At 58.8% G+C, this 16,838-nt stretch carries 16 protein-coding genes; 6 read left to right on the top strand and 10 right to left on the bottom strand.

What is annotated here, in order from left to right:
* Positions 1 to 299: 299 nt before the first annotated feature.
* The 3 genes from ABIE60_RS14730 to ABIE60_RS14720 are packed head-to-tail and all read right to left on the bottom strand — an operon-like array spanning position 300 to position 4,579.
* Positions 300 to 1,055, bottom strand: coding sequence for a 3'-5' exonuclease (locus ABIE60_RS14730; RefSeq protein ID WP_354470279.1), 756 nt, complete (start codon positions 1,053 to 1,055; stop codon positions 300 to 302).
* Positions 1,055 to 2,944, bottom strand: coding sequence for a DUF294 nucleotidyltransferase-like domain-containing protein (locus tag ABIE60_RS14725; RefSeq protein ID WP_354470278.1), 1,890 nt, complete (start codon positions 2,942 to 2,944; stop codon positions 1,055 to 1,057). Before ABIE60_RS14725 ends, ABIE60_RS14730 begins: the two co-directional genes overlap by 1 nt.
* A gap of 6 nt (positions 2,945 to 2,950) precedes the next feature.
* Positions 2,951 to 4,579, bottom strand: coding sequence for a BCCT family transporter (locus tag ABIE60_RS14720; RefSeq protein WP_354470277.1), 1,629 nt, complete (start codon positions 4,577 to 4,579; stop codon positions 2,951 to 2,953).
* Positions 4,580 to 4,777: 198 nt separating this feature from the next.
* Between ABIE60_RS14720 and ABIE60_RS14715 the strand changes: the two genes are divergently transcribed.
* Together ABIE60_RS14715 and ABIE60_RS14710 are read left to right on the top strand one after the other, a co-directional pair.
* Positions 4,778 to 6,049: an ATP-binding protein gene (locus ABIE60_RS14715; RefSeq protein ID WP_354470276.1), complete on the top strand. Its 1,272-nt coding sequence runs from the start codon at positions 4,778 to 4,780 to the stop codon at positions 6,047 to 6,049.
* On the top strand, positions 6,046 to 6,582 hold the full coding sequence (locus ABIE60_RS14710; RefSeq protein WP_354470275.1) for a response regulator transcription factor: 537 nt from the start codon (positions 6,046 to 6,048) through the stop codon (positions 6,580 to 6,582). The genes ABIE60_RS14715 and ABIE60_RS14710 overlap by 4 nt, the downstream gene beginning before the upstream one ends.
* 11 nt (positions 6,583 to 6,593) lie before the next feature.
* Here ABIE60_RS14710 and ABIE60_RS14705 read toward each other — a convergent pair whose 3' ends face one another.
* Genes ABIE60_RS14705 through ABIE60_RS14690 form a run of 4 tightly spaced genes read right to left on the bottom strand, consistent with a single transcriptional unit; the run spans position 6,594 to position 10,110 of the window.
* The gene (locus tag ABIE60_RS14705) at positions 6,594 to 7,262 is read right to left on the bottom strand and encodes an energy-coupling factor ABC transporter permease (protein ID WP_354470274.1); all 669 of its coding nucleotides are present in this window, start codon (positions 7,260 to 7,262) and stop codon (positions 6,594 to 6,596) included.
* Positions 7,263 to 7,279: 17 nt separating this feature from the next.
* On the bottom strand, positions 7,280 to 7,732 hold the full coding sequence (rimI, locus tag ABIE60_RS14700) for a ribosomal protein S18-alanine N-acetyltransferase (RefSeq protein WP_354470273.1): 453 nt from the start codon (positions 7,730 to 7,732) through the stop codon (positions 7,280 to 7,282).
* Positions 7,725 to 8,561 (bottom strand): uracil-DNA glycosylase family protein, encoded by an 837-nt coding sequence (locus ABIE60_RS14695; RefSeq protein WP_354470272.1) that lies wholly within the window; start codon positions 8,559 to 8,561, stop codon positions 7,725 to 7,727. The genes rimI and ABIE60_RS14695 overlap by 8 nt, the downstream gene beginning before the upstream one ends.
* A 7-nt stretch (positions 8,562 to 8,568) precedes the next feature.
* Positions 8,569 to 10,110: a 2-isopropylmalate synthase gene (locus ABIE60_RS14690; RefSeq protein WP_354470271.1), complete on the bottom strand. Its 1,542-nt coding sequence runs from the start codon at positions 10,108 to 10,110 to the stop codon at positions 8,569 to 8,571.
* Positions 10,111 to 10,305: 195 nt separating this feature from the next.
* Between ABIE60_RS14690 and ABIE60_RS14685 the strand changes: the two genes are divergently transcribed.
* Positions 10,306 to 11,463, top strand: a complete 1,158-nt coding sequence (locus tag ABIE60_RS14685; RefSeq protein WP_354470270.1) for a MalY/PatB family protein — start codon at positions 10,306 to 10,308, stop codon at positions 11,461 to 11,463.
* A 13-nt stretch (positions 11,464 to 11,476) separates the two neighbouring features.
* Here ABIE60_RS14685 and epmA read toward each other — a convergent pair whose 3' ends face one another.
* Both epmA and efp read right to left on the bottom strand, forming a co-directional pair.
* A complete protein-coding gene (epmA, locus tag ABIE60_RS14680) occupies positions 11,477 to 12,445 on the bottom strand; it encodes an EF-P lysine aminoacylase EpmA (RefSeq protein ID WP_354470269.1) in 969 nt (322 codons plus the stop codon).
* Positions 12,446 to 12,614: 169 nt separating this feature from the next.
* Complete coding sequence (gene efp / locus ABIE60_RS14675; protein WP_354470268.1) at positions 12,615 to 13,181, bottom strand: elongation factor P; 567 nt, start codon at positions 13,179 to 13,181, stop codon at positions 12,615 to 12,617.
* Between the two features lie 136 nt (positions 13,182 to 13,317).
* Between efp and epmB the strand changes: the two genes are divergently transcribed.
* Both epmB and ABIE60_RS14665 read left to right on the top strand, forming a co-directional pair.
* Complete coding sequence (gene epmB, locus ABIE60_RS14670; protein ID WP_354470267.1) at positions 13,318 to 14,340, top strand: EF-P beta-lysylation protein EpmB; 1,023 nt, start codon at positions 13,318 to 13,320, stop codon at positions 14,338 to 14,340.
* 87 nt (positions 14,341 to 14,427) lie between these two features.
* Positions 14,428 to 14,961: a hypothetical protein gene (locus ABIE60_RS14665; RefSeq protein WP_354470266.1), complete on the top strand. Its 534-nt coding sequence runs from the start codon at positions 14,428 to 14,430 to the stop codon at positions 14,959 to 14,961.
* Between the two features lie 15 nt (positions 14,962 to 14,976).
* On the opposite strand, the gene ABIE60_RS14660 is transcribed toward ABIE60_RS14665, so the two are convergent.
* Positions 14,977 to 15,300 (bottom strand): DUF1820 family protein, encoded by a 324-nt coding sequence (locus ABIE60_RS14660; protein ID WP_354470265.1) that lies wholly within the window; start codon positions 15,298 to 15,300, stop codon positions 14,977 to 14,979.
* Between the two features lie 175 nt (positions 15,301 to 15,475).
* On the opposite strand from ABIE60_RS14660, the gene miaB reads away from it, so the two are divergent.
* Positions 15,476 to 16,819 carry a tRNA (N6-isopentenyl adenosine(37)-C2)-methylthiotransferase MiaB gene (gene miaB, locus ABIE60_RS14655; RefSeq protein ID WP_091826846.1) on the top strand — a complete coding sequence of 448 codons (1,344 nt, stop codon included), beginning with the start codon at positions 15,476 to 15,478 and terminating at the stop codon, positions 16,817 to 16,819.
* Positions 16,820 to 16,838: the final 19 nt, after the last annotated feature.

Here is a 16,838-nt window from a genome sequence, read left to right as displayed (position 1 = left end):
GAATGCACAGGTCATGATGGCTGTCTGGCGATCATTGAAAGCGATAAAGGGCTCTGTCACTCCGACGAGCCACGTTAATCCGACAGACTGCTAGATAAAAAAAACGGCGTTCCCCATCACTGTATATACAGCAAGGAATAAACACCGTTATCAAAAACCACTTGATGAGCGTCTGACCTCAGGTCGACCCACAAAAATAAAGCAGGTTTTATGCCAGGATATCGACTGCAAGGGTGAGTCGAAGGGCAACAGCACCGGTTGCAGTCACCGACGTTGATCTATGTTGGGTCAGTGGTCAGTCAACACCACAGCGCTCCCACCGGCGTATCGACCGAAAACCGGTCTGCGACCTGAGCCTGCAGCAGTTCGGCACAGGCCAGCGCATCGGTCAGGGCATGGTGAGGGCGATAGTGAGGCAGATGATAGCGCTCACGGCTCTGTGCCAGACGGATCGACAAGGGCCTGCGTCCACGCAGACGATCCCAGAGGCTCAGGGGCCTGCGCCGGTGCAGACGGGCTTCAAGCTCCATGGTATCGATCACCGGAAACTCGATCCCTTCGCCGATCCTGGCCTGCAGTGCCGCATTGAGAAAACTGCGTTCAATACCGCGATGATGCACCACTCCAACCCTGCCGCGCAGCTGTTCCAGCAGCTGATCCAGAATCTGGGACAGATCGGGGGCCGCCGCTATTTCGGAGTGGGTAATGCCATGCACCACCACCGACTCGGTGCTGAGCCGGGCGCGGGGCTTGACCACCCAGTGCCGTGCACCGGCACAGTGAATACGGTTCAGGTTCATCGGCATCAGTCCGATGCTGACGATACCGCCCTTGCGCGGATCCAGCCCGGTGGTTTCGAAGTCGACCGCCACCAGCGGCACGTCCTTCAGCGGTGTGTCCGGCATCACTGCACCGGCCTGATAAAAGTCCTTCAGGGCCGGATAGCGTGCCTGCCTGGCCAGTTCGGCAAACCGGGCCGACCAGTCACTCACCTGTGGATCCTGGGCATCCCGTGCCGGCTCATCCTGGAGTGCGTTTCGATCCAGATAGAACATCAGTTCGAGCGCCCGGGCTGGTAGCGATATTTCAGAAACTTTTGTGCATGGCTCAGTATCTGGAAGGCATCCTTGAGATTCTTGCGCTCGAAATCGGACAGGTTTTCCGGTTCCACGTTATTGTCCGGCTCCTGTCCCGCTTCAAGATCAAGTGCCTGATGCCGGATCCGAACCATGGAGATCAACTCCAGCGCATCGCGCAGGTCCGGCCCACGTCCGGGCGGCATCACCGCTGCATCAATCACATCACGCAGACGCTCGAAGGAGTTTCGCGCCCGAGACCCGACCGCCAGTGCATGCACGCGAATCAGATCCGCCACCGGTGCCGTGCCGCGCCGTTTCATATTGATCGAGTTGGTATGGCGGCCGTCGGTCTCCATCACGAAGTCCTTGAAGAACCCCAGCGGTGGCGTACGCAGCAAGGCATTGCGTGCCATGCAGGCCAGGAAGCGCGGATTGCGCTGCGACTTGCGCCGGATCAGATCGTTCAGCATATCCGCCCAGCGCGTTTTCCCCCAGACCCCTTCAAGATCGAAGAAGATGGCACTGTTGAGCAGAAACTCCGGCGTCGGCTTTTCGATCCACTCGGTGAAGTACTGCTCCCATACCCGCAGTGGCTGACGCCATTTCGGGTTGGTGGCCATGATCTTGCCGCTGCAATAGGTGTAGCCACAGGCATCCAGCCCATCACAGACAAACTCCGCCAGCGCCTTGAAGTAGCTTTCATGCTCTTTTGGGTCGTAGCGATTGTCGAGAATCATGGCATTGTCCTGATCGGTGACGATCAGCTGCTCTTCCCGCGCCATTGAACCCAGTGCCAGAAAACAATAGGGCACCGGGGGGGGGCCCAACTCCGCCTCGCCCAATTCCAGCAGGCGCTGCTTGAAGCTGCGACCGATCACCGCCATGGCGCCGCCGATCATGCGCGAGTTGGCATCCTCGTTCACCATACGAGTGAAACAGGCACGTACATCCTGCTTCAGCGCCACCAGCTCTTCCACACTCTGCGCACGGAAGATGCTGCTGACCACAAACAGGCTGTTCTGCGATTCATAGCGAATGATATCCGACAGGGCAATCACCCCGATCGGCTGCCGGTGTTTCAGAACCGGCAGATGGTGCACATTGAAGCGCAGCATCAGCAGCATGGCTTCAAACACGAATTGTGAGTGATCAACGTACCGGAGTTCAGCGGTCATGATCTCGGTCACCGGTGTGTCATACGCCAGCCCCGGCGTGACCAGCCGGTTGCGGATATCCCGGTCGGTGATGATACCCGCCATGCGACTGTCCCGTTCGGGGTCTTCAACTTCATCCAGAATCAGCAGTGAAGAAACACCCTCATCGGTCATCCGAATGGCCGCTTCGCGTGCCGTCGCGGTCACCGGCAGGCACACCGGCTCACGGCTCACCAGCGTATCAATCCGAGAGGTCATCAGCTCGTTGGCATCCTCGCGCCGTGCCACCGCATGGCGCAGGCGGGTGCGGTCTTCCACCTCAACAATATCGGCAAAGCCTTCGTTATTATCGAACAGGTCGTTGAACAGTGGCTCCGCAATCAAATAGACCAACGTGTCTTCCAGTGCCACCACCGGGAAACGCACCCGCCTGTTCCGCAACAGGCCGAACTCACCGAAGAAACCGCCTTCACTCAGGCGGTTGTAGAGATCACCGTTGCGTCTGAACACTTCCACGGCACCGCTGCGGATGATGTACCAGTCGCTGATCTCTTCACCAAAGTTCAAAATCCGGGTGCCCGCCTTGAAGTAGGCGACCTCGACCTGCCCCGCCACCTGCCCAAGGGTTTCCTCGGGCAGCTCCGTAAAGGGGGCGGTACGGCGCAGGAAGTCCAGAATCTCGATATGTTCAGCCTGCTGCGTCTCGACCATGGTTGATCACGCCCTCGGCTCTGAGGCGAGTCCTTTCACCATCGAAAAGGCCGCGACCAGCAACACGATGGTGAACGGCAGACCGGTCGACACCGCCATCGCCTGCAGCGCAACCAGCCCCCCACCAAGGATCAGTGCAATGGCCACCAGCCCTTCAAACGTACACCAGAACACACGCTGAGGCGTCGGCGCATCCACCTTGCCGCCGGCCGCGATTACATCAATGACCAGCGAACCGGAATCGGATGAGGTGATAAAAAACACCACCACCAGAATGATCGCGATGAACGAGGTGATCTGCGCCAGCGGCAGCACGTCCAGCATGGTGAACAGCTGCAGCGGCAGTTCCGCTTCGGCCACGGCGTTGTAGCCGGCATTCACCACCTGGTCGATGGCGGTGGTACCGAACACGGTCATCCACAACACGCAGGCCAGCGATGGCACCAGCAGTACCGAGATGATGAATTCACGCACGGTACGTCCACGGGACACACGCGCAATGAACATGCCCACAAACGGACACCAGGAGATCCACCAGGCCCAGTAGAAAGCGGTCCAGCCGGATGCGAAGTTGCTGTCCTCACGCCCGACCGGATTGGCCAGTTCAGGCAGATAGGTCAGATACGCCAGCAGGTTGTCGAAAAAGCCGGTGGCGATGGCCAGAGTCGGCCCAACAATGATCACGAACGCCAGCAGCAAGACCGCCAGCACCATGTTGATCTGCGACAGCCGCTTCACCCCGGCGTCCAGCCCGGCCAGTACTGAAACCAGCGCTATGGCGGTGATCCCGATCACCAGTACAATCTGGGTCGTGTTGCCCAGCGGAATACCGAACAGATAGTTCAGACCCGATGCGGCCTGAGAGGCACCAAACCCCAGCGAAGTGGCCAGACCGAACAGGGTCGCCAGCACGGCCAGAATGTCAATGATATGTCCCGGCCAACCCCAGACTCGCTCGCCCAGAATCGGATAGAACACCGAGCGAATGGTCAGCGGCAACCCCTTGTTGAAGGAGAAAAGCGCCAGCCCCAGCGCCATGACGGCATAGATCGCCCAGGGGTGCAGCGCCCAGTGATAGATGGTGGCGGCCATGCCCAGACGCGCGGCCAGTTCGGCATCCCCCCCTGCGGCCCCAAGTGGCGCCCAGTCAGTGCGCACACCGTTCTCAACACTGATACCGCCAAAGGCCGAGCTGAAATGGGACAGCGGCTCTGAAACGCCGAAGAACATCAGGCCGATACCCATACCCGCGGCAAACAGCATCGAAAACCAGCCCGCATAGCTGTAGTCCGGCGTGGCTTCAGTCCCCCCCAGGCGCACACGCCCCAGCGGCGTAAAAATCAGCACCAGACAGATAATCACGAAAATGTTGGCTGCACTGATGAAAAACCAGTCCAGATTGGTGGTCAGCCAGCCACGCAGGCTGCTGAACAGAGGTTCCACCTGGCTCTGAAACACCAGGGTAAGCAGTACGAACGCGATCACGGCAAGACCGGAAATCGCAAAGACGCGGTTGTGGATATCCAGGCCAAAAGGGCCTACGTTGACAACGATGTTGTCCTGACCGATCTGGTAATCAGTATCGATCGGGTTCACATCACCATCGGGGATCATGGGGTCTTTGTTGGCCGCCATCCGGTTTATCTCCCTCAGGTCAGATTTGAATCAAATGCTTTTTTAGTATGTTGGATCAGGCCGGGCATTCGCAAGTCGCAGTCTGTCGACAGCAAGGTCCTGTGCGACCCTTTGCCGCACATCTGCCGGATCACATCAGCCATATTGACAGGTATACTGCCCCATTCACCTTAGCGTAATTCCTCCGGGGCTGCCGTGTTGAGCGGATTTCACCACCACCTGCTGCAACTGACCTATATCCGTACTCTGGTGCTGTTTGCCCAGAGCGGTACCCTGCTGTTCGCCGTGTTTGTGCTGCATCTTGTACTGGATGTTTGGCTGCTGGGCTCGACGCTGGCAGCACTGGCATTGCTGAATCTGGTGACCTTTGCACGCCTGCACTCGCGCTGGCCGGTGACCGAACTGGAGTTCTTCAGCCAGCTCTGTGCCGATGTAGTGCTCTACGGCTGCCTGCTGTATCAGAGCGGCGGCGCCACCAACCCGTTCATCTTCATGCTGCTGATTCCGCTGCTGGTCAGCGCCGCCACCCTCAGCGCCCGCTACACCCTGTTGATGGCCGCCATGCTGGTGGTGCTGTATACCTCACTGCTGCGCCACTACATCCCCGTACTGGGACTGGAGCAGGGACACCAGCACCGCATTCTTGATCTGTACGATCTTCACATCACCGGCATGTGGATAAACTTTCTGTTTACCGTTCTGCTGATAAGCTGGTTTATCGTGCGCATGCAACAGACTCTGCAGCGCGGTGAACAGCGGCTGCAGGCTGAGCGCGAGCAGCACATTCGTGATCAGCAACTGCTGGCGCTGGCCACACTGGCCGCCGGCACTGCACATGAGCTGGGAACCCCACTGTCCACCATGCAGGTCACCCTGCGTGAAATGGAGCTGGACCATCCTGATGACGCATTGCTGCAGGACGACATCGCCCTGCTGCGTCAGCAGGTAGCCACCTGCTCGGCACGGCTGCAGCAGATGAGTCGCAGCGTGCAGGAAGAACAGCAACGCAGCCATAGCCGCATCGCCGTTACCGAACTGCTTGAGCGGGTGATTGAGGAATGGACCCTGATGCGCCCCGAGATCAACTACCGCATGCAGCCTTTTCCCTCAGGCCAGGTACCAAAGGTGAGTGCCTCAACCACGCTGCAACAGGCATTACTCAACCTGTTCAATAATGCGGCCGATGCTCACCCCGAGGAGATCGAGATTGCGCTGAGCTGGGACAGTGCACACATCTGTCTGCAGGTGCATGACCAGGGGCCCGGGCTGCCGCTGGAGCAGGCCGACCAGCTGGGCAAGCCGTTTGTGACAACCAAGGGACGAGGGCTGGGTATCGGTCTTTTCCTGACTTCTTCGACACTGGCACGACATCAAGGCGAGGTACGCCTATACAATCACCCCGATGGCGGCACGCTGACCGAAGTCATATTGCCGATCGGCCCTGCAGCAGCGGAAGGAGTTGAGCCTTGAGAGAACATTTTCTGATTGTGGATGATGACCCCGCCTTTACCCGTGTGCTGGCCCGTGCCATGACGCGCCGCGGATTTGAGGTTCAGGTTGCCCGCGACGTAGCAACCGCCGTTGCGCTGGCCCAACAACAGGCACCTGACCTGGCCACTGTAGATCTGAAGATGGAGGGTCCATCAGGACTGAGTCTGATTCCGCAGCTGGCCGCGATCAATCCGGACATGCGAATTCTGGTGCTGACCGGTTATGCCAGCATTGCCACCGCTGTCGAGGCAATCAAGTCAGGGGCACATAACTACCTGCCCAAGCCGGCGGATGCCGATCAGATCCTGCGGGCACTTGAAGGTGAAGCAGAGGCTTCAGAGCTGAACAGCGACATTCCGGACACACCGATGTCGGTCAACCGGCTGGAATGGGAACATATCCAGAAGGTTTTGCATGAACACGAAGGCAACATCTCAGCCACGGCACGGGCGCTGGGGATGCATCGCCGTACTCTGCAGCGCAAGCTTGCCAAGCATCCGGTGCGGCGCTGACGTCGACAGAGCTACTGCTCATCAATGTAATGGCGGGCGTCGAAAGTACGGATCCAGTCAGGATGAAACACCATCATACCGGTCATGATAATGCCGTTCAGCAGTCCTTCGGGGAACATGATAAGCGGCAAAAAGCGCACGTACTCCAGATAGATCTTGGCCCAGGGATACACACCATCCACCCACAGCAGAAGTGCCATCGCCATGCCGCCAACGGCAGTTGCCACACCGGCACCGAAGAAGGCACACAGAAACAGATAGACAAAGAAGTTGCGCGGCAATTTTGCTTCAACCAGGCGCAGTACTGCCATACTGGCAAGCGCCGGCAACACCACTGAACAGAGCACATTGACACTCAGCGTATCCCAGCTTTCCCGCCCGATCAGGGTCATGCCCAACAATGACAGCGTGCCCGACAGAATGGCCAGGTCCCAGCCAAACATCAGCGTCAACGTGGTCATACCGAGAAAGTGAATGCCCAGCCCAGGCGAGATACCTGCACGCATGGTCCACATCAGCATCAGTACAACGGTAGCGCCAAACAGCAGATGCTGCAGCCGGCGCTGCTGCACCAGCACTGACCAGGGAGCGGTCTTCAGCGCCAGCAACAGCACCAGCAGCGCTGCCAGGCTTGCTGCCCAGAGCCAGCCACCACTGATCAACCCCTGTGTCAGACTCATTCCGGCTCACTCCCCTTTCAAGGTTGCCAGCTGAACAACAACGCATCTTCACGCGCGTCACCCAGAGGGTAGTAGTTTTTTCGTCGACCGCAGGGCTGCCAGCCGCAACGATGGTAAAGGGCCTGCGCGGCGCAGTTGGATGCGCGTACTTCAAGGAAAAAGCGGGTTATCCCACGATCAGCCAGTGCGCCCTGAGCCTTGTGCAGCAAGGCCGCAGCCAGCCTCTTGCCGCGCTGTTGCGGGTCAACCGCTATGCGCAGCAGTTCTGCTTCACCCATTATCTCGCTGAACAGGCAATAGGCGACCGGCTGCCCCTGCCAGGACATAATCCAGCTGCTGGCCCCGGCGGTCGTCAATGCCTTCTGCCACCAGGCAGCCGCAAAAGGTTCGTTCTCGAAACAGATCGCATCAAGCTTGAGCACCGCATCCAGCTGCGCTTTCGCAAGCAAATGCAGCTGCAGATCAGTCACTTGAACGGGCCAGACGCAGCGGCTGAATATCACGCCAGGCTTCAGCTTTACGCTCGGGCAGCCGCAGCAGTTCACTCAGGCTGAGGGTTACCACCACCGGCAGCCCTGAGGGCAGTTTGAAGCTGCGCCCCTGCAGCGCATCCAGCGGCGCGGTTTCCCCAAGTACCCAGTGGGCGGCAGCCTCCCCCATCAACAGCACCTGAGTGATACGGCGATGTGACTCCAGCGTACGCCGGAGTTTGTGCTGCACGGCCCGGCGTGCCTCTTCGGCGCCCTGATCCAGCGTGCGGCTGGCCAGCATCGGCCAGGGCAGCATCATGGCATCGCTGAGTTCAGTATCAGCTTCAGCCCCCAGCGCGGTCGTAATTCCGGTCAGCAGTGAGCGGTGGTGTCGACTGAACCCCTGCGGTTGGTGCGGCGGCAGCGAATCGACAATCAGCAGATCCTGCCGCAGCACAAAGGCCAGCTTGAAACGCGGCGCTTCAACCACTGTTGAGGCCGGCGCCGTGCGAACCGATCGCTCAACCGCTGTCGGTGTCGCTTTCGGCACAGCGGCAGGCCGCTGATCCAGCAGGGTATCGGTGTCAATTCTGGCACGTGCAGCGACAGGTTTGGGAGCAGGGGTCGAAGCAGGTACCGCCTGCTCCTCAACGCTTTCGGCAACCTCTTCCAGCCAGGCATCGGTCTGGGCATCATCAGGGTAGCAAAATGATTCCACCCAGGGCGCGATCTCGGCCGCACCGGGCAGACTTCCACGCGGCAGCCAGCTGTCGACACCCAGTGCCTCCAGCCAGCGGTGACGATTCTGTTCCTGTGCCGCCAGCGTCATACCGGCCTCACACCTGCGGATGGGCTTTCTGGATGTTGGCATCCAGCAGGTTCAGTGCGTGCAGGTACGCCTTGGCCGAGGCGATGATAATATCGGTATCGGCGCCCAGACCATTGACAATGCGACCGGCCTTTTCCAGCCGCACGGTGACTTCACCCTGAGAGTCTGTGCCGCTGGTGATCGCGTTGACCGAATACAGCTGCAGGTTGGCACCGGAGGCGGCGACCTGCTCAATCGCCTTGAAGGCCGCATCCACGGGACCGCTGCCGGAGGCCTCGGCGCTGTGTTCCTGCGTATCCACGGACACCACCAAGTTAGCCACCGGCACTTCACCGGTCTGGGAAGTTACATTCAGACTGCTCAGTTTGTACTTTTCATGACCAGCAGAAGCACGCGCATCACTGACGAGCGCCACCAGATCATCATCAAAGATTTCGCTCTTCTTGTCCGCCAGCTCCTTGAAGCGGGCAAAAGCCGTATTCAGCTCGGCATCGGTTGCAAACACAGTGCCCAGCTCTTCCATGCGGGCGCGGAAGGCGGCACGACCGGACAGCTTGCCCAGCACCATGCGGTTGGTGTTCCAGCCCACATCTTCCGCGGTCATGATTTCATAGGTTTCACGGTGCTTGAGTACGCCGTCCTGATGAATGCCGGACTCATGGGCAAAGGCATTGGCACCGACAATCGCCTTGTTGGGCTGTACCGGGAAACCGGTGATGCTGGAGACCAGACGCGACGCGGGAACGATTTGAGTGGTATCGATACGGGTTTCCAGACCGAAGCAGTCCTTGCGGGTGCGCAACGCCATCACAATCTCTTCCAGCGCCGCGTTACCGGCACGCTCGCCCAGACCGTTGATGGTACATTCCACCTGACGCGCACCGGCATTGACGGCTGCCAGCGAGTTGGCCACCGCCAACCCCAGGTCGTTGTGGCAGTGAACCGAGAAGATCGCCTTGTCGGAGTTGGGAATGCGCTCGATCAGCTGACGAATGGTGTTGCCGTATTCGTGCGGTACTGCGTAGCCCACGGTATCCGGGATGTTGATGGTGCGAGCACCGGCTTCGATCACCTGCTCGATGATATGGCACATGAAATCCAGCTCGGAACGGCTGGCATCCTCCAGCGAGAACTCCACATCGCCGACCAGATTGCGCGCCCGCTTGACCGCGCGCACGGCGTTTTCCACCACCTGATCCGGCTCCATCTGCAACTTGTACTGCATGTGGATCGGCGACGTTGCAATGAAGGTGTGAATACGACCCGAAGCTGCATTTTTCAGCGCTTCACCGGCCCGGTCGATATCAGCGTCCAGCGCACGGGACAGAGAGCAGACGGTGCTTTCCTTGATGGTATCGGCGATCGATTTCACCGACTCGAAGTCACCGGGGCTGGCGATGGCAAAGCCCGCTTCGATCACATCCACGCGCAGCTTTTCCAGCTGTTTGGCGATGCGCAGCTTTTCATCCCGGGTCATGGAGGCACCGGGGCTCTGCTCACCGTCACGCAAGGTGGTATCAAAAATAATGACGCGATCGTTGCTGCTCATGCTGGCTACTCCCTTCTATACAGGCTGACAACCATCGCCTGCATGTAGATACTGAAGCTCTGATTGTAATATCGGACATTAACCCGAGTGAAAAACAGGATCAGGGCTGTGTTATGGCTATCATTGTATCATCAGATTGTCGTTGACCGCAGACCCGGCAAGGCCCGATAAGGGAATACCGATGAAGGAGTACCGATGAGCCCAACCCGTTTCGACCAGCTGATTGACCGCCGCGCCACATCCAGTGAAAAGTGGGAAAAATATGCCGACACGGAAATTCTGCCGATGTGGGTGGCCGATACCGACTTCATGGCACCTGAGGCCGTGATTCAGGCGCTGCATCAGCGCATCGACCATGGTGTATTTGGCTATACCAGCACCCCTTCCGAATTGAACCGGCTCGTGATTGAGCGCATGCAACAGCGCTACCAGTGGTCACTTCAGAGCAACGATCTGGTCTGGCTGCCGGGGCTGGTGTGCGGTCTCAACCTGGCCTGCCGTACGGCAGGCGAACCTGGCTCAGCCGTGATCACGCCGGCACCGGTCTATCCACCGTTCATGTCAGCACCGCGCCTGTCCGATCGGACACTGATCAAGGTACCGCTCAAGCGGGATACACTGGGCCGTTCGGTAATCGATCTGGACGCGCTCGAAGCCGCCATTACACCCGATGCCAAACTGTTGCTGTTCTGCAACCCGCACAACCCGGGTGGCACTCTATACCGCCGCGAGGAACTGGAAGCACTGGCCGAGATCATCATCCGTCACGACCTGATCATCTGCTCCGACGAGATTCACTGCGATCTGATTCTGGAACCGGGCCTGACACACACACCGATCGCCTCGCTGGGCGACAAGATCGCCGACCGTACCATTACCCTGATGGCACCGAGCAAGACCTACAATATCGCAGGCCTTGGCTGCTCCTTTGCCATCATCCAGAACCCGGAATTGCGCCAGCGCTTCCAGCGCGTACGCAAGGGAATCGTGCCCGATGTCAACCTGCTCGGCTATACCGCCGCACTGGCGGCCTACCGTGACGGGGATGAATGGAACCGTGCCCAGCTGGATTACCTGCGTGGCAACCGGGACTATCTGATCAGCGCCATCAACGCCCTGCCCGGCCTCAGACTGGATCCGATCGAAGCTACCTATCTGGCCTGGATCGATGTCTCCGCCGCCTGCCTGGAGAACCCGCCCCATTTCTTTGAACAGGCCGGTGTCGGCATGTCACCGGGGCGGGACTTTGGCGATGACCGCTTCATGCGCCTGAACTTCGGCTGCCCAAGGGCACTGCTGGAAGAGGCAGTGGAACGGATACGACGGGCATTATTGAAGGAGCTGCCGGCCTGAGCCTGCGACTGGCTCAAGCCCGCTCATGCATGAACGACACCACCTGATCCAGCCCATCGGCGCCCAGCGCCAACATCACCAGCCGGTCAACGCCGAGGGCCACACCGGCACAGTCCGGCAGTCCGGCTTCCAGTGCCTGCACCAGTCGCTGATCCAGTGGGCGCTGCGGCAGTCCCAGTGCAGCGCGCTGCTGTTGGTCGGCCTGCAGCCGCCGTGACTGTTCCGCCGCATCGGTCAGCTCATGGTAGCCATTGGCCAGCTCGATGCCGTTAACGAACAGCTCGAAGCGGGCGGCCACCGGGCGGCCCTGCTCATCCTCACGTACCCGTGCCAGCGCTGCCATGGAGGGCGGGTAGCTGTGGATAAAGACGGCACCCTGCAGGCGCGGTTCCAGCACATGCGACATCAGCAGGTTCAGCCAGGTATCGCGGTCATCATCCTCGAAAGGCGCATCCACATGTTCACGGCAAACTCGCTGTAGCTGCTCAAGACTGGCCGTGTGCGGGTCCAGCCCCAGCTCGGACTCGAACAGCTGAGCATAACTGAGATAGCTCACTTCAAGATCAGGCATCACCGAGCGCAGCAGGGCATCCACTTCCGCCATCAGCCGTCGATCATCAAGCCCCAGACGATACCATTCCAGCATGGTGAACTCGGGATTGTGCCGCCGCCCGGACTCGCCGTTACGGAACACCTTGGCCATCGAATAGATATCACCACTGCCCGCGGCGAGCAGGCGTTTCATGGCGTATTCCGGCGAGGTTTGCAGATAGAGCCGTTCATCCTCGATCCCGGGCTGAAAACCGAAACTGACTTCGAGGCTGTCGATAAAGGGATCACTGACGGCGCAATGAGACAGCACCGGGGTTTCGACTTCGAGTACGTTACGCTCGGCAAAGAATTGACGGATCTGAGCCAACACTCGGGCTCGGACGCGCAGATTGTGAATCGGGGCGTTGGGGCGCCAGCATGACTCTTGCATCGGAATTTTGCTCAAAGACAAGAACGGCAGCCGAAGCTGCCATTTCATAAGCGAGCGGATGCCGGTGAAGGTTTACGGACACGCCATGAATACATCCCTGTAGGCTTGACTGCGGCCATCCCTGGCCGCAGACAGTCCGTAAACCTCCTCCGGCTCCACTTCAGCAGAATCAGTTGGCGCGGCTGACGTACTCGCCGGTACGGGTATCGATGCGCAGCACTTCACCACGTTCGATAAACAGCGGCACACGTACCACAGCGCCAGTGCTCAGAGTGGCCGGCTTGGAGCCGCCCTGGGCGGTGTCGCCTTTCAGACCCGGATCGGTCTCAACCACTTCCAGCTCGACGAAGTTCGGCGGGGTGACGCTGATCGGGTTGTTGTTCCACAGCGTGATGATGCTCTTGTCCTGTTCCTTCAGCCACTTGGCTGCATCGCCTACCGCATTCTTGTCAGCCGCGAACTGTTCAAAGGAGCTGGGGTCCATGAAGTGCCACATTTCGCCGTCGTTGTAGAGGTACTCCATATCCAGATCCATCACATCAGCACTTTCAACCGATTCGTTGGACTTGAAGGTACGCTCCCAGATACGGCCGGTCAGCAGGTTACGCAGGCGCACGCGTGTAAACGCCTGACCCTTGCCCGGCTTTACGAACTCGACATCGACCATGCTACAGGGGTCGCCATCGATCATCACTTTCATGCCGTTCTTGAACTGGTTGCTGGAGTAGTTAGCCATAAATTGAAGATTCCGCGTCTTGGATTCCAGAGCAGGCTTAGCCCTTCTGCAGGGCAGCCCGATAAATTGACAGCCATTCTACTGCAAAGGAGAATGCAGGCCAATTTATCCTGCTCACCCTGCACCGGCACTTTTGATGAATCTGCTCTACCCCACTGCCTCTGACTGGCAGACCGAACTGCGCCAGTGTATTGAAGACCCGGCTGAACTGCTGGAGTTGCTGGAGCTGCCCGCAACCCTGCTTGAGGGTGCTCTGGCGGCCAACCGCGAGTTTGCACTGCGCGTGCCTCGTCCCTGGCTGAGCCGCATCCGCAAGGGCGACCCGAACGATCCCTTGTTGCGTCAGATTCTGCCACTGGCGGATGAGCTGCTGCAGGTGCCCGGCTTCAACACCGATCCGCTGGCCGAGGCCGACGCCAACCACGCCAGCGGGCTGATCCACAAATATACCGACCGGGTACTGCTGATCCTGTCCGGTGCCTGTGCCATCAATTGTCGTTACTGCTTCCGGCGCCACTTTCCCTATGCCGAAAACCAGCTGGGCCCGCGCCAGTGGCAGGCAGTGCTGGACTATCTACAGCAGCACCCACAGGTCAGCGAGGTGATCTTTTCCGGCGGCGATCCGCTTGCCACACCGGATAATCGGCTGCAGCGGATGCTCGGTGATTTGAGTGAAATTCCTCACCTTCAGCGTGTACGCATCCACTCTCGTCTGCCGGTAGTGATCCCTAAGCGTGTGACCGAGACGCTGACAAAGGCCTTGACCTCAACACGACTGCAGCCGGTACTGGTGCTGCATGTCAATCACCCTCAAGAGGTTGATGCTGATGTGGTCGATGCATGCGTGCGCCTGAAGCAGGCCGGCATCACCCTGCTCAATCAGGCGGTGCTGTTGCGTGATATCAATGACAACAAATCTGTACAAAAAATACTCAGCGAGACATTGTTCTCCTGCGGGGTCCTGCCCTATTATCTGTTTGTACTGGACGCAGTCGCGGGCGCTGCACATTTTGACGTTGATGACCGACAGGCGCAGCAGCTGGTGGGTGAGCTGCAAACCGAGTTGCCCGGCTACCTGGTGCCTCGGCTGGCGCGCGAAATTCCCGGACGCCCATCCAAGACACTGCTGTTGCCATTACAGCCGGGGCAGGTTGGCTGAACGCGTTGCTCAGCCGATGTTCAGATGTGAAGCTGCACCTTTGCCCACAGAATTAAAACGAGGATCATGAACTCCATGGAGACCTGCATGACCAGACCTTCAGCCCGTCAGGTGATTCGACTGGGCAGCCTGGCACTGACGGCAGCACTGCTCAGTGCCTGCGCCCAGAAGAAGCCTGAACCAGTTGCACAGCCCAAGCCGGCCCCTGTGCTCAAGCCGGTATTGATGATCAGCGACCACCGTGCCGGTGGCAGCAGTGATGCGCATATCAGCTTTATCAACGGTACGGACAAGACACTGCAGTACGTGATGTTCAAAACCACCGCCTTTACCCGCAACGGTCAGCGTGTGAACTCGAAAAAGAGCGGTCGTCCCGACACCTGGCTGCGTGTTGTCGGCCCCTTTGCGCCAGGCGAGCACAGTGGTGAAAAAGTCTGGAAGCAGGTCTGGCAGCACCGTGATCTGGGCTGTTTCCGGATTGAAGGTGCCGAGTTGATCTATGCCGAAGACCAGAGCGTGGAATACCATGCCACTGAGCGCTTTGCGCTGCTCAACGGCAGCGACCTGCGCAATCGCAGCTGCGGCAACGGCAACCTCACTGCCGAACGTGCCATTCAGTAACCTGTTGTCGCATCACTACTTGTCACGCCGCGGTGGAGCCAGGGGGAAAGCCGCAACATTCCCCTTGGCTTCACTGATTCTGGCCACACCCTCGTTGCGCACCTCGTCAATGCGGATAATGGCCTGCATGGGTATATAGCAGCTGCTCACATCTGCAAATTCCTGCTTCAGCTTTTCTTCACCCGGGTCAACCAGCAGCTCGGAGCGGTTTCCAAACACAAACTCTTCCAGTTGAATAAAGCCCCACATGTCGCTCTGATAGACATGCCGCACATAGACCTCATACACCTTGTCCTGATTGACGAAACTGACACGATAAAGACGCTCTTCACTGGCCATGGCCCGACTCACTCCGACAGAAACTCAATTGCTGCGGCGATTATGGGGGCTGCCCGGGGAAAAACAAGACTGGACATTTTTTGATCAGTTTATAGCCGACAACGCCCCCCTTGGGTATAATTCGCGGTCCTCTTTCGAGGCCCTTTTTATTTTCACGATGCAACACAGGTGATTCATGGCCAAAAAGCTGTTTATCAAGACACATGGCTGTCAGATGAACGAATACGACTCCTCCCGCATGGCAGACCTGCTGGGCGAGAGCCACGCGCTGGAGTTGACGGACAATCCGGATGAAGCGGATGTCCTGCTGCTGAATACCTGCTCAATCCGTGAGAAAGCGCAGGACAAGGTGTTCCACCAGCTGGGCCGTTGGCGCAAACTCAAGCAGAACAAACCCGATCTGATGATCGGTGTCGGTGGCTGTGTTGCATCTCAGGAAGGGTCCGCCATTCTGGAGCGCGCGCCCTACGTCGACATGATATTCGGCCCACAAACCCTGCACCGCCTGCCGGAAATGATCACCGAAAGCCGTAAGGGCAGTGTTGGTATCGTGGATGTCAGCTTCCCCGAGATCGAGAAGTTTGACCACCTGCCCGCCCCCAAGGTGGAGGGCGCCGAAGCCTTTGTGTCCGTGATGGAAGGCTGCAGCAAGTACTGCACATTCTGCGTGGTCCCCTACACCCGTGGCGAAGAGGTCAGTCGCCCGTTGGATGATGTCTTGGCCGAGTGTGTCGAACTGGCGGAACAGGGCGTGCGCGAAGTCAACCTGCTGGGTCAGAACGTGAACGCCTATCGCGGCGCTACCCATGACGGCGACAGCGCCGACCTGGCTGAGCTGATCCGCTGCGTGGCGGCCATCGACGGCATCGACCGCATCCGTTTCACGACCTCGCATCCGGTAGAGTTCAGCGATAGCCTGATCGATGTCTATGCCGAAGTACCGGAGCTCGTGAGCCACCTGCACCTGCCGGTACAGAGCGGCTCCGACCGTATTCTGATGGCCATGAAGCGCGGTCACACGGTACTGGAGTACAAATCCAAGCTGCGCCGCATCAAGAAATTGCGCCCGGACATCAGTTTCTCCTCCGACTTCATCATCGGCTTCCCCAACGAGACCGAAGCCGATTTTGAAGCCACCATGAACCTGATCGCCGAGATCGGCTTTGACGCCTCGTTCAGCTTTATCTACAGCCGACGCCCGGGCACTCCGGCCGCCGATCTGCCGGACAACGTGGACGAAGAGACCAAGAAGCAGCGTCTGAAGATCCTGCAGGATCGCATCACTGCGCAGGCGTTTCAGATCAGTCGCCACATGGTGGGCACCACACAACGCATTCTGGTCAACGGCTATTCCAAGAAGGATCCGGGACAACTGTCCGGTCGCACCGAGAACAACCGTGTGGTTAATTTCCGCTGTGACAACCCTGATCTGATCGGCCACTTTGCCGATGTACGTATCGCTCAGGCCTACGCCAACTCCCTGCTGGGTGAGCTGGTCAGTTCAGAACTTGATCACTGATTTTTCCGAGGAGCATTTT

The sequence above is a fragment of the Marinobacterium sp. MBR-109 genome (assembly GCF_040547565.1).
Taxonomy (GTDB): Bacteria; Pseudomonadota; Gammaproteobacteria; order Pseudomonadales; family Balneatricaceae; genus Marinobacterium.
Note: the sequence above shows the minus strand (reverse complement) of the source record. Positions and strands in the feature narration are given on the sequence as shown.